The organism is Burkholderia sp. ABCPW 14 (genome assembly GCF_001523835.1).
GTDB lineage: Bacteria > Pseudomonadota > Gammaproteobacteria > Burkholderiales > Burkholderiaceae > Burkholderia > Burkholderia mayonis.
In genome coordinates, this window is the sequence record NZ_LOVS01000201.1 from 42,053 (window position 1) to 54,703 (window position 12,651).

General features: G+C 67.0%; 15 protein-coding genes and 1 pseudogene. 2 read left to right on the plus strand and 14 right to left on the minus strand.

Going from position 1 to position 12,651, the window contains the following annotated elements; genetic code table 11:
* Window positions 1–196: 196 nt before the first annotated feature.
* The 9 genes from WS62_RS30575 to WS62_RS38555 form a co-directional block, all read right to left on the minus strand.
* The gene (locus WS62_RS30575; protein ID WP_059598310.1) at window positions 197–985 is read right to left on the minus strand and encodes a uracil-DNA glycosylase; all 789 of its coding nucleotides are present in this window, start codon (window positions 983–985) and stop codon (window positions 197–199) included.
* A gap of 44 nt (window positions 986–1,029) precedes the next feature.
* On the minus strand, window positions 1,030–1,671 hold the full coding sequence (locus WS62_RS30580; protein ID WP_059598309.1) for a CYTH domain-containing protein: 642 nt from the start codon (window positions 1,669–1,671) through the stop codon (window positions 1,030–1,032).
* Between the two features lie 12 nt (window positions 1,672–1,683).
* Window positions 1,684–2,469 (minus strand): indole-3-glycerol phosphate synthase TrpC, encoded by a 786-nt coding sequence (trpC, locus tag WS62_RS30585; RefSeq protein WP_066579051.1) that lies wholly within the window; start codon window positions 2,467–2,469, stop codon window positions 1,684–1,686.
* A 56-nt stretch (window positions 2,470–2,525) separates the two neighbouring features.
* Window positions 2,526–3,557, minus strand: coding sequence for an anthranilate phosphoribosyltransferase (trpD, locus tag WS62_RS30590; protein ID WP_066579054.1), 1,032 nt, complete (start codon window positions 3,555–3,557; stop codon window positions 2,526–2,528).
* 17 nt (window positions 3,558–3,574) lie between these two features.
* Window positions 3,575–4,165, minus strand: a complete 591-nt coding sequence (locus WS62_RS30595; RefSeq protein ID WP_066579056.1) for an aminodeoxychorismate/anthranilate synthase component II — start codon at window positions 4,163–4,165, stop codon at window positions 3,575–3,577.
* Between the two features lie 13 nt (window positions 4,166–4,178).
* Window positions 4,179–5,672, minus strand: coding sequence for an anthranilate synthase component I (gene trpE / locus WS62_RS30600; RefSeq protein WP_066579059.1), 1,494 nt, complete (start codon window positions 5,670–5,672; stop codon window positions 4,179–4,181).
* Window positions 5,673–6,033: 361 nt separating this feature from the next.
* A complete protein-coding gene (locus WS62_RS30605) occupies window positions 6,034–6,747 on the minus strand; it encodes a phosphoglycolate phosphatase (RefSeq protein WP_066579062.1) in 714 nt (237 codons plus the stop codon).
* Window positions 6,748–6,752: 5 nt separating this feature from the next.
* On the minus strand, window positions 6,753–7,439 hold the full coding sequence (rpe, locus tag WS62_RS30610) for a ribulose-phosphate 3-epimerase (protein ID WP_066579065.1): 687 nt from the start codon (window positions 7,437–7,439) through the stop codon (window positions 6,753–6,755).
* A gap of 45 nt (window positions 7,440–7,484) precedes the next feature.
* Window positions 7,485–7,694, minus strand: coding sequence for a hypothetical protein (locus WS62_RS38555; protein ID WP_082716003.1), 210 nt, complete (start codon window positions 7,692–7,694; stop codon window positions 7,485–7,487).
* On the opposite strand from WS62_RS38555, the gene apaG reads away from it, so the two are divergent.
* Complete coding sequence (gene apaG / locus WS62_RS30615) at window positions 7,620–7,994, plus strand: Co2+/Mg2+ efflux protein ApaG (protein WP_006029800.1); 375 nt, start codon at window positions 7,620–7,622, stop codon at window positions 7,992–7,994. The genes WS62_RS38555 and apaG overlap by 75 nt on opposite strands.
* A 41-nt stretch (window positions 7,995–8,035) precedes the next feature.
* Here apaG and WS62_RS38560 read toward each other — a convergent pair whose 3' ends face one another.
* Complete coding sequence (locus WS62_RS38560; protein WP_226382804.1) at window positions 8,036–8,179, minus strand: hypothetical protein; 144 nt, start codon at window positions 8,177–8,179, stop codon at window positions 8,036–8,038.
* 28 nt (window positions 8,180–8,207) lie between these two features.
* Between WS62_RS38560 and mltA the strand changes: the two genes are divergently transcribed.
* Entirely contained in the window at window positions 8,208–9,326 is a 1,119-nt protein-coding gene (gene mltA / locus WS62_RS30620) for a murein transglycosylase A (RefSeq protein WP_066579067.1), read from the plus strand.
* 521 nt (window positions 9,327–9,847) lie between these two features.
* Here mltA and paaK read toward each other — a convergent pair.
* The 4 genes and pseudogenes from paaK to WS62_RS35560 all read right to left on the minus strand — a co-directional run.
* Window positions 9,848–11,146, minus strand: a complete 1,299-nt coding sequence (paaK, locus tag WS62_RS30625; RefSeq protein WP_066488299.1) for a phenylacetate--CoA ligase PaaK — start codon at window positions 11,144–11,146, stop codon at window positions 9,848–9,850.
* A 37-nt stretch (window positions 11,147–11,183) separates the two neighbouring features.
* Entirely contained in the window at window positions 11,184–11,576 is a 393-nt protein-coding gene (gene paaI, locus WS62_RS30630) for a hydroxyphenylacetyl-CoA thioesterase PaaI (RefSeq protein ID WP_066579076.1), read from the minus strand.
* 73 nt (window positions 11,577–11,649) lie between these two features.
* Entirely contained in the window at window positions 11,650–12,441 is a 792-nt protein-coding gene (gene paaG / locus WS62_RS30635) for a 2-(1,2-epoxy-1,2-dihydrophenyl)acetyl-CoA isomerase PaaG (protein WP_066579068.1), read from the minus strand.
* Between the two features lie 61 nt (window positions 12,442–12,502).
* Window positions 12,503–12,651: pseudogene (locus tag WS62_RS35560) on the minus strand (3-oxoadipyl-CoA thiolase); the annotation flags it as partial.

Below are 12,651 nucleotides of genomic sequence, written 5' to 3' on the forward strand. Positions count from 1 at the left end.
CGTGAACGGGATGGTGCGCGGCGGCTTGCGGCGAAGCCGTCAAGCGCCGTCGGCGAGGCGCGCGGCCCGGCATGGGCCGTGCGGCGGCACGACGACGCAACATTCCTCGGCGGCACACGAAAAAGCGATCGCGTCACGTCGCCGACGAGCCGGGCTGCGATCGCGCTCACGCGCCGGCGAGCGTGTCGGCTCGTGCTCAAGCGAGCGTCTCGGCCTCTTCGGGCAGCCGCCAATCGATCGGCGCGCGTCCATGCTGCTTCAGATGGTCGTTGGCGAGTGCGAAATGGCGGCAGCCGAGAAAACCGCGATGCGCGGACAGCGGCGACGGATGCGGCGCTTCGAGCACGCAATGCTCGCTCGCGTCGAAGAGCGCGCGCTTCGCCTGCGCATGCGCGCCCCACAGCATGAACACGAGATGGTGATGGCGCGTCGCGAGCTCGTGGATCAGCGTGTCGGTGCATTTCTCCCAGCCGCGCTTCGCGTGGCTCGCGGCCGACGAACGCTCGACCGTCAACACCGTGTTGAGCAGCAGCACGCCTTGCCGCGCCCACGTGTCGAGGCAGCCGTGGCGGGGCGTCTCGTAGCCGAAGTCGGCCGAGATTTCCTTGAAGATGTTGCGCAGCGACGGCGGCGGCTTCACGCCGGGCGGCACCGAGAACGCGAGGCCGTGCGCCTGCGGAATTCCGCGATCCTCGCCGTGGTACGGGTCCTGGCCGAGGATCACGACCTTCACGTCGTCCGGATGCGTGAGCCGCAGCGCGCGGAACACGTCGGCCGGATAAACGGCCTTGCCCGCCGCGCGTTCGCCGTCGACGAAGCGGCAGAGCGGCGCGTATGCGTCGCTCGCGATGAACGGCTCGAGAATCGCGCGCCAGTCGGGCGGCAGCGCATCGAATTGCGAAGCGATGGACGGCGCGGAGGCGCCGTTTTTCGCTGCGGGCGGAGCGGGCGGGGCAGGATCGTCGAACAGCGAAGGTTGTCGCATCGGGCGGGACGGTGAGGGCTTGGTCATGCGGGGAAAAAGGGCGGTCAGTCGGCGCGCAGTTCGCCGCCGCGCAGCCGATAGCCGCGCTGCGCCTTGCTCAGGTTGTCCGGCGCGACGCCGGGCAGCGCGGCGGCGACCGCTTCGGCGAGCGACGAGAGGGCCGCCGCGTCGCCGTCGACGAGCTCGAGTTCGATCTCGCAGATCGGCTCGCGGCGCACGTCGCCGTCGACTTGCGCGACGATCTCGCCGCGATCGAGCGCGGCCTCGATCGTCGCGCCCGCGTGCTCGATTCGCCACAGCGTGCGCGAGAAATCGGTGCGAAAGAGTGCGATGAGGCCGGGCGCGGCGGCGCGCAGCGCGTCGGCGGCTTGCTCGACGTCGCACGCGGCGCAGAGCGCGTCGATCTCGAGCGCCTCGCCCGCGACGGGCATCTCCCACTCATGGCGGCAATGCAGCCCGCCAACGGCTGCGCCGGCCGTCTTGAACGTCTGCAGCCAGCCTTGCGGCGCGAGCCGCAGCCGCAGCGCGCTCTTCGCACGCGCGAGCGCGAGCGCCGGCGTGTCGAAGTAGACGTTCACGAGTGAGATCTCGCGGCCGGGCGCGCCGGCGCGCGCGTCGAAGAATCGCCGCGCCGCGTCGATCTGCGCGGCGGGCAGCGCGAGCTTGATTTCCTGTTCGATCGCCATCGTGCGCCGCGCTCAGAAGAACATCCGCGCGAGCTCCGCGCCCGGATTCTCGGCGCGCATGAACGCCTCGCCGACGAGGAACGTGTGCACGCCCGCCGCTTCCATCCGTTCGACGTCCGCGCGCGCCAGGATGCCGGATTCGGTGACGACGATCCGGTCGTCCGGAATCGCGTCGAGCATGCCGAGCGTCGTGTCGATCGTCGTCTCGAACGTGCGCAGGTTGCGGTTGTTGATGCCGATGAGCGGCGTCTTCAACGTGAGCGCTTCGTTCAGCTCGTTGCGATTGTGCACTTCGACGAGCACCGCGAGGCCGAGCGAGTGCGCGTACGCCTCGAGATCCTGCATCAGCGGCGTGTCGAGCGCGGCGGCGATGAGGAGGATCGCGTCCGCGCCCATCGCGCGCGCTTCGAGCACCTGATATGCGTCGATGATGAAGTCCTTGCGCAGCACGGGCAGGCTGCACGCGGCGCGCGCTTCTTCGAGATAGCGCGCGCTGCCCTGAAAGAACTGCTCGTCGGTCAGCACGGACAGGCACGCGGCGCCGTGCCCGGCGTACGAGCGCGCGATGTCGGCCGGCACGAAGTGCTCGCGCAGCACGCCTTTCGACGGGCTCGCCTTTTTCACCTCGGCGATGACGGCGGCTCGACCCGCTGCATGTTGTTTCCGCAGCGCACCGACGAAGTCGCGCGAATCGCGCGCCGACGCCTGCAGTTTCAATTCTTCGAGCGGCGCGCTCTCGAGCGCGGCGGCGATCTCTTCGCGCTTGACGGCGATGATTTTGTCGAGGATGTCGCTCATGGGTTGTCCTGCGTGCTTGAATCGGGTTCGGTTGAGACTGAAGCTGAAGCGGCGCGTCAGTGCTTGAATTGCTGCGTGAAGCGCACCAGTTCGTCGACTTTCTCGCGGGCCTTGCCGCTCGCGATCGCTTCGCGCGCGAGCTGGATGCCGTCGGCGATCGAGCCCGCGACGTTCGCCGAATAGAGCGCGGTGCCCGCGTTCAGCGTGACGATCTCGCGCGCGACGCCGGGCTTGTTGCCGAGCGCTTCGAGCAGCATCGTGCGCGATTCCTCGGCGTTCTCGACCTTCAGCGTGCGGTTCGACACCATCTGCATCCCGAAGTCTTCCGGATGGATCTCGTACTCGCGCACTTCGCCGTCGCGCAGCTCGCCGACGAGCGTCGCCGCGCCGAGCGACACCTCGTCCATCCCGTCCTTGCCGTAGACGACGAGCACGTGCTGCGCGCCGAGCCGCTGCATCACGCGCACCTGGATGCCGACGAGATCCGGATGGAACACGCCCATCAACTGGTTCGGCGCGCCGGCCGGGTTCGTCAGCGGCCCGAGGATGTTGAAGATCGTCCGCACGCCGAGCTCGCGGCGCACGGGCGCGATGTTGCGCATCGCAGGATGATGATTCGGCGCGAACATGAAGCCCATCCCGGTCTCGGCGATCGACGCGGCCACTTGGTCGGGCTGCAGGTCGATGTTCACGCCGAGCGCCTCGAGCACGTCGGCGCTGCCGGATTTGCTCGACACGCCGCGGTTGCCGTGCTTCGCGACCTTCGCGTCCGCCGCCGCCGCGACGAACATCGTCGCGGTCGAGATGTTGAACGTGTGCGAGCCGTCGCCGCCGGTGCCGACGATGTCGACGAAGTTCGCGTTGTCCGCGACCTCGACGTGGCGCGCGAACTCGCGCATCACGGTTGCGGCGGCGGTGATCTCGCCGATCGTCTCTTTCTTCACGCGCAGGCCGGTGATGATCGCGGCCGACATCACGGGCGACATGTCGCCGCGCATGATGAGCCGCATCAGGTGCAGCATTTCGTCGTGGAAGATCTCGCGATGCTCGATCGTGCGCTGCAGCGCTTCCTGTGGAGTGATGGTCATGATTCGGGCCGCCGTCGTTAAGCTGAATGAGCGGCCGCTTGCCGCGCTTCCTTCAGAAAATTCTCGAGGAGCGCGTGGCCGTGCTCCGACAGGATCGATTCCGGATGGAACTGGACGCCTTCGATGGGCAGCGTCCTGTGGCGCACGCCCATGATCTCGCCGTCGTCGGTCCACGCCGTGATCTCCAGACAGTCGGGCAGCGATTCGCGCTCGATCGCAAGCGAATGATAGCGGGTCACGTCGAAGTGCTTCGGCAGATCGGTGAACACGCCGCGGCCGTCGGTCTCGATCCGGCTCACCTTGCCGTGCATGATCGTCTTCGCGCGCACGACGCGGCCGCCGAACGCCTCGCCGATCGCCTGATGGCCGAGGCACACGCCGAGAATCGGCTTCCTGCCGGCGAATTCGCGCAGCACGTCGAGCGTGATCCCCGCGTGCTGCGGATTGCTCGGGCCGGGCGACAGGCAGATCGCGTCCGGATCGAGCTTCGCGATCTCGTCGAGCGTGATCTCGTCGTTGCGATAGGTGCGCACGTCTTCGCCGAGCTCGCCGAAGTACTGGACCAGGTTGTAGGTGAACGAATCGTAGTTGTCGATCATGAGCAGCATGGTCAGTCTCCGGTCAGAAATCGCTGTCGAGGCCGTCTTGCACCTGTTCGGCCGCGCGCAGCACCGCGCGCGCCTTGTTCTCGGTTTCCTGCCATTCGGATTCGGGCACCGAGTCGGCGACGACGCCCGCCGCCGCCTGCACGTACAGATTGCCGTTGTGGATCAGGCCCGTGCGGATCGCGATCGCGAGATCCATCTCGCCCGAGAACGACAGATACCCGACCGCGCCGCCGTACAGGCCGCGCTTGACGGGCTCGAGCTCGTCGATCAGCTCCATCGCGCGAACCTTCGGCGCGCCGGACAGCGTGCCGGCCGGGAACGTCGCCCGCAGCACGTCGAAGTTCGTCATGCCGGGCTTCAATTTGCCTTCGACCGAGCTCACGATGTGCTGCACGTGCGAGTACTTCTCGATCACCATCTTGTCGGTCACGTGGACCGAGCCGATTTGCGCGATGCGGCCGACGTCGTTGCGCGCGAGGTCGATCAGCATCACGTGCTCGGCGATTTCCTTCGGATCGTTGAGGAGCTCGGTCGCGAGCTCGGCGTCGCGCTCGGGCGTGTTGCCGCGCGGCCGCGTGCCGGCGAGCGGGCGGATCGTGACGATCTGGTCGTCGCCGCGCTTTTCCCGGCGCACGAGAATCTCGGGCGACGCGCCGACGACATGGAATTCGCCGAAGTTGTAGTAATACATATAGGGCGACGGATTCAGCGAGCGCAGCGCGCGGTACAGCGACAGCGGATTGTCGCGGTACGGTTTCGTCAGGCGCTGGCCGACCTGGATCTGCATCAGCTCGCCCGCCGCGATGTATTCCTTCGCCTGGCGCACGGCGGCCAGATAGTCTTCCTTCTTGAACTCGCGATAGATCTCGGTGCGCACGCTCGCCGACGTGACGGGCGGCACGACGCTCGCGCGCAGCCGCTGCTTCAGCTCGCGCAGCCGCTGCTTCGCCTTCGTGTAGGCCTCGGGCTTCGCCGGATCGGCATAGACGATCAGGTAGAGCTTGCCGGCGAGGTTGTCGATGACGGCGACTTCCTCGGTCATCAGCAGTTGGATGTCGGGCAGGCCGAGATCGTCGCGCGGCGCGGTGTGCGCGAGCTTCTTCTCGATGTAGCGCACCGCGTCGTAGCCGAAGTAGCCGGCGAGGCCGCCGCAGAAGCGCGGCAGGCCGGGGCGCTGCGCGACCTTGAAGCGATCCTGGAACTTCGCGATGAATGCGAAAGGGTCGCCGTCGTCCGTCTCGACGACTTGTCCGTCCGTCACGACTTCCGACACGCCGTTCTTCGTGCGCACGAGCGTGTGCGCGGGCAGGCCGATGAACGAGTAGCGCCCGAAGCGCTCGCCGCCCACGACCGATTCGAGCAGGAACGAGTTGGCGCCGCCGCGTTCGGGCTGCGCGAGCTTCAGGTACAGCGAGAGCGGCGTTTCGAGGTCGGCCAGCGCTTCGGCGATGAGCGGAATGCGGTTGTAACCTTCGTTGGCGAGCGATTGGAATTCGAGTTCAGTCATGTTCCGGTCCTGTCGTCGGGACGATCGGCGCGGTGCGCCGGGGATCGCGTGGCGCTGCGCTGCGCCCGGAGCACGGCCCCTCGCGGGGCGGGTCGGACGAACCGGCGGATGCTGTGCCTGGCGATCGTGCGCCGCGCGCCGACAGGCAGCCCGAACGCGAAGCGTTCGACAGCGGCGAAACCGGCAAGTTGGACGACGATCGGGGGCGCGGACGCGCAGCGAAACAAAAAACGGGGCTGAAGACGAGCTTCAGCGTACCTCATCGAGGTTAGCGCGACCAGCGACGCCAGGGCCAGGCTCCCCGGTCGATGCTGCTCAGACTCCGTTTTTTGTTCAGAAACATGCGGATGGAAGAAAAAAGTCAGATGGCTGATCTTGCCGAATTGTGCGCGGCAATGGCTTGCGCGGCGGCGAGAAGCGAATCGACTATACCATCCGAATTTATCGTTTGTATAGCCTTGCCGTGGTTGTAGCCGTACGGCACCGTGAGCGTCGCCGTCCCGGCCGCGCGGCCCGCAAGCGCGTCGTTCTCCGAATCGCCGATCGCGACCGTCGCGCGCGGTGCGACGCCGAGCGCGTCGCACGCAGCGAGCATCGGCGCCGGATCGGGCTTCTTGCGCGGCACGCTGTCGCCGCCGAACACCGCGCAGAAGTAGCCGGAGAGCCCGTATTGCGCGAGCAACTCGACCGCGAACCGGTACGGCTTGTTCGTCACGCATGCGAGCTTCAGGCCCGCATCGCGCATCGCTTGCAAGCCTGCCTCGACGTCCGGGTAGAGCCGCGTGTGGCGGCCGTTGATCTTCGCGTATTCGGCCTGGTAGAGCGCGAGCGCCTCGTCGAAGCGCGCTTTCGCTTCGTCTTCCGAAAAGCGCGGCGTCAGCACGCACTGGATCAGGTTCTCCGAGCCCTTGCCGACGTAGTGCATCACTTCCTCGCGCGTCGTCTCCTCCGCGTCGAGCTGCGCGAGCATCGCGTTCAGGCCGGCGGTGAAATCGTCTGCGGTATCGACCATCGTGCCGTCGAGGTCGATGAGCGCCGCGTCGATGCGCGGCGTGTCGCGTGCGAGCATCGTCATCGTGGTCACGCGCGCTTGACGGTCGCGAGCGCGTCGCGCATCTCGCCAATCACCTGACGATAGTCGGGCTTGCCGAAGATCGCCGAGCCCGCGACGAACGTGTCGGCGCCCGCCGCGGCGATTTCGGCGATGTTGTCGGCCTTCACGCCGCCGTCGATCTCCAGATGGATCTCGCGGCCGGTACGCGCGGTGTGCGCGTCGATCCGAGCGCGGGCTTCGCGCAGCTTGCTGAGCGCTTCGGGAATGAACGACTGGCCGCCGAAGCCCGGATTCACCGACATGATGAGCACGAGGTCGACGCGGTCCATCACGTGGTCGAGGTAATTGAGCGGCGTGGCCGGATTGAACACGAGGCCCGCCTTGCAGCCGTGGTCGCGGATGAGGCCCAGTGTGCGGTCGATGTGGTCCGACGCTTCCGGGTGGAAGCTGATCAGGTTCGCGCCCGCCTCCGCGAAATCCGGCACGATCCGGTCGACGGGGCGCACCATCAGGTGCACGTCGATCGGCACCTGCACGTGCGGGCGGATCGCCTCGCAGACGAGCGGGCCGATCGTCAGGTTCGGCACGTAGTGGTTGTCCATCACGTCGAAGTGGATCCAGTCGGCGCCGGCGGCGACCACGTTGCGGACCTCTTCGCCAAGCCGCGCGAAGTCGGCCGACAGGATGCTGGGGGCGATGCGGAATTGCGTCATGAGCGGAAAGAGCGTGGGGAGCGTTGCGATGCGAAAGGTGTCATTCTACCGCTGAGGCGCTCGCTGCCCGGTTGCGGGCCGGAGCCTCATCAAGCAGAATGCCGAACCAAAGCGGCGCGTCGGCCGCGCGGGGCGGGCGCCCCGGCGTCGGCTGCGCCGGGCGACCTCGACGAGACCACCATGAGCCAGTATCGATTCAGCGTGTCGGTGAAGACCAGCTATCTGCCGGAACAATCCGACCCCGAACGCCGTCAATATGCATTCGCGTACACGCTGACGATCCGGAACACGGGCCAGGTCGCGGCGCAGTTGATCGCACGGCACTGGATCATCACGGACAGCGAAAGCCAGGTGCAGGAGGTGAAGGGGCTCGGCGTCGTCGGCCACCAGCCGCTCCTGCAGCCGGGCGAGCAGTTCGAGTACACGAGTTGGGCCGTGATCGCGACGCCCGTCGGCACGATGCGGGGTGCGTATTTCTGTGTCGCGGAGGACGGCGAGCGCTTCGAGGCGCCCGTCGACGAATTCGCGCTGCACATGCCGCGCACGCTGCATTGAGCGTGCCGCGTTGCCGGGTCACGGGAGATTCAAGGGCGCTGTCAGCGCTGGGGCTTGTCGTGCCGGCTGGGTTGCTTCTTCTTGCCCGAAGTCGTCCAGACGACGATGAAGACGAGCAGGGCGAGCGCCAGCAACGATTCCAGCGCGAAGATGAGCATTGGGTATTGGTCGAGCAGATCGGACATGGCGGTTTCCATCAACAACGGACATTGTATGGGTTTTAGCCGGCGGTTTGCCGGGTGGGCGGCGGCAATCGCGGCTGCGGCGTTCCTCGCCGCCTGCGGCGGCACGCCCGTGCGACAGGGATCGCGGCCGACGGGTGCCGCGATCGTACCAGGGCAGGTCGCGGCTGCGCGACTCACGCCCGTCGCATGGCAGCAGGTGCCGGGCTGGCAGGACGACAGCCTGATCGGCGCGACGATCGCGCTGCGGCAGAACTGCGCGCGCCTCGCGCGGCAGGCGATCTGGCAGCGCGCATGTGCGGCGGCCGCGCGGATCGACGATCTCGACGTCGGCAGCGCCCGCACTTTCTTCGAGACATATTTCACGCCATTTCAGTTCGCGAACAACGACGGCACGCTCGACGGCCTCGTGACCGGCTACTACGAGCCGCTGCTGCACGGCTCACGGGTGCGGCGCGGCCAGTATCAGTACGCGCTCTACCGCTGGCCTGCGGGCTACCGCGCGGGCGCTTCGATGCCGGCGCGGGCGCAGCTCGTGCGCTCGGGCGCGCTGAACGGCAACGAGCTCGTGTGGGTCGACGATCCGATCGAGGCGTTCTTCCTGCAAGTGCAGGGCTCGGGCCGGGTCGTCCTCGACGACGGCGCGGTGATGCGGGTCGGCTACGGCGGCACCAACAACCAGCCATACCGCTCGATCGGCAAGTGGTTGCTCGATCACGGCGAACTCGGCGCCGGACAGGCGACGATGCAGGGGATCAAGGCGTGGGCGCGCGCGAATCCGTCGCGGGTCGACGCGCTGCTCGATACGAATCCGCGCTTCGTATTCTTCCGCGAGATGCCGTCGCAGGAAGACGTGCCGCACGGCGGCGCGGACGGTCCCGTCGGCGCGCTCGGCGTGCCGCTCACGCCGGAGCGCTCGATCGCGGTTGATCCGTCGTCGATTCCGCTCGGCACGCCGGTGTTCCTGCAGACGACGCGTCCGATGACGAATTCGCCGCTCAATCGCCTCGTGTTCGCGCAGGATGTCGGGACCGCGATCAAGGGCGGCGTGCGCGCCGACTACTTCTGGGGGCTTGGCGACGACGCGGGCGATCAGGCCGGCCGGATGAAGCAGACCGGGCGGATGTGGTTGCTCTTTCCCAATTCGTGATCCGTTCGTGAGCGTTCGGGCGGCGAGCGTCGATTGCTCGATCGCGTGAGCTTTGCGTTCGGTCGGCGCCAGATCGCGCGCCGCGTTCGCCCGTCTATCGGGTGGCGCGGCGCGTTTTGTTTTTGGGCGGTCGGTGGTGCGGCGGCGGCACGAGGTGGCCCCGATCGAGGGGGCCGCAATCGAAGCGTCTTGCGGAATCGGGGCATTCGTGAGCCAGGGCGTTCGGCGCATCGGTACGCCGGGGAACGCGGGGCGCGAAGGGCTATGGTGTTCCGGCGGGCGAGTTTCCAGGGCTCCATTGCTCTTGGAACGGTTGCTCAACCCAGTGCCGGGGCTGCAGAGCTTGGGACCCGGCCTCAGTGCCTAGGCTCAGTCGGCTGAGTCTCGGCGCAGGGCTCAGATGGCGAAAGCGATCAAGGCCGCGATAGCGGCCCGAACGGCCACGCTCGAACTGCGCGAGACGCAGCCTGGCAGTGGCGGGACGCGCGTGCCGAGCCCGTCCCGCCGCCCGCGCGCAATCGTCACGACCTACGCTTGTCGACGATCCGCCGAGCCTTGCCGGCCGAGCGCTCGATGCCGTTGACGGGCAGCACGTTGATGATCGCCGTCACGCCGATCAGCGACTTGATGTCGTGCGCGAGCGCCTTGCGCGCGGCGTCGATGGTGGCGGCGTCCGGCGCCGTCTCCGGGCAGGGCTCGACGTTTAGCGTCAGCACGTCGAGCGGCCCGTCCTTCGTCAACACGACCTGATAGTGCGGCGCGAGCGCGCGCTGCTTCAGCAACTGTTCCTCGAGCTGGGTCGGAAACACGTTCACGCCGCGCACGATCATCATGTCGTCCGAACGGCCGGTGATCTTTTCCATCCGCCGCATCGTGCGCGCGGTGCCGGGCAGCAGGCGCGTGAGATCGCGGGTCCGATAACGGACGATCGGCATGGCCTCCTTCGTGAGCGACGTGAACACGAGCTCGCCGAACTCGCCGTCCGGCAGCACTTCGCCGGTGTCGGGATCGATGATCTCCGGGTAGAAGTGATCTTCCCAGATCGTGGGGCCGTCCTTCGTTTCGACGCATTCCGACGCGACACCCGGACCGATCACTTCGGAGAGCCCGTAGATGTCTACGGCGTCGATGCCCATGCGTTTCTCGATCGCGCCGCGCATGTCGTTGGTCCACGGTTCCGCGCCGAAGATGCCGATGCGCAGCGAGCACTGCGCGGGATCGAGGTGCTGACGCTCCATCTCGTCGGCGATCGACAGCATGTAGCTCGGCGTCACCATGATGATGTCGGGCCGGAAGTCCTGAATCAGTTGCACTTGCTTTTCCGTCTGCCCGCCGCCGAACGGAATGACCGTGAGCCCGGCCCGTTCCGCGCCGTAATGGGCGCCGAGCCCGCCCGTGAAGAGGCCGTAGCCGTAGCTCACGTGGACCTTGTCGCCCGGTCGCGCGCCCGCTGCGCGGATCGAGCGGGCGACGAGATTGGCCCACGTGTCGATGTCGTGAGCCGTGTAGCCGACCACCGTCGGCTTGCCTGTCGTGCCCGACGACGCGTGAATGCGCGATATGCGCTCCTGCGGCACGGCGAACATGCCGAACGGGTAATTGTCGCGGAGGTCGTTCTTCGTCGTGAACGGGAAGCGACCCAGGTCGGCGAGCGTTTTCAGATCGCGTGGATGAATACCCGCCGCATCGAACTTGCGCCGATACACAGGCGAATTTTCATACGCGTGCGCGAGTGACCATTTCAGGCGTTCGAGCTGAAGCGCGAGCAGTTCGTCGCGGCTCGCCCGTTCGATCGGTTCGAGCGGAAGCGAGGTTGCCATGATGTCTCCAATCTAGTTATGAATGCGTGCGTGGACGCTATCGGTCTACAGGGATTACGGTCCCTTTGATTTGGGTCGATTTGCCGCGGAACATCGCGACGGCCTTTCCTGCCTGGTTCGTCACGCGGATATCGTAGATGCCGTGCCGGCCGTTCAGCGTCTGTTCGGTCGCTTCCGCGATGAGCACGTCGCCGACCGGGACCGGCCGCAGGAATTCGATCGCGCAGCCGGCCGCAACGGTGTTGATGTTGTACGAGTTGCACGCGAACGCGAATGTCGAGTCCGCGAGCGCGAAGATGAGCCCTCCATGACAGGTCTGGTGGCCGTTCAGGAAATCCGGGCGCACCGGCATGCGCATGCGTGCGTAACCCGGCCGCACCTCGAGAAGCTCCATGCCGAACCCGCGGCTGCAGGCGTCTGCTTTGTACATCGCCTGGGCGGTCGCGCGGGCGAGCGCTTCGGCGGACAGTTCGGCGGCGATCGATGCGGAGTGGTCGGCCATCTCAGCGCCCCTCAAAGCGGGGCGTGCGTTTCTCGATGAACGCGCGGACCCCTTCCGCGTAGTCGTACGATTGCCCGAGTTCGCGCTGAAGGTCGCGTTCGAGATCGAGCTGCTGGTCGAGCGTGTTGGTGATGCCCGCGCGCATCGCTTGCTTGATTGCGGCGATTGCGCGTGTCGGCTGCTGCGCGAGTTGTCGGGCGAGCTGTGCGGCGGTACCGGACAGTTCGGCATCGTCGACGACGCGCCAGACGAGCCCCCACCGCTCTGCCTGCTCCGCACCGAGCTTGTCGCCCGTCAGCGCGAGGCCGAGCGCGCGGGCGAAGCCGACGCGCTGCGGCAGGAACCACGTGCCGCCCGAATCGGGAACGAGGCCGATCTTCACGAACGACTGGATGAAGCTGCTCGATTTCGCCGCGATGACGAGATCGCACGCGAACGCGAGATTGGCCCCCGCGCCCGCCGCGGTGCCGTTCACGGCGGCGATGACGGGCAGCGGCAGCGCCTGCAGGCGGCGAATGAGCGGGTTGAAGTGCTCTTCGATCATGGCGCCGAGGTCGGTCATCGCACCCGGCGTGAAATCGAGGTCGGCGAGATCCTGGCCCGCGCAGAAGCCGCGTCCCGCGCCGGTGAGAATCAGTGCGCGCGCGTTGGCGGCCTGCACGTCGTCGAGCGCCGATTGCAACTCACGGTGCATCTCGCGCGTGAAGCTGTTGAGCTTGTCGGGGCGATCGAGCGCGATCGTCGCAACGTGTGTCGCCTGATCGATTTCGATGCGAATCGCTTGGTAGGACATCGATGGCCTCCTTATATCTTCGAAATGAAACGGGATGCATCCTTCGTCTGCTTGCCGTGCCTTACACGCGTTCGATCGCGATCGCGATGCCCTGTCCGACGCCGATGCACATCGTGCACAGCGCATAGCGGCCGTTCGTGCGATGCAGCTGATACATCGCGGTCGTCACGAGCCGTGCGCCCGACGCGCCGAGCGGGTGCCCGAGCGCGA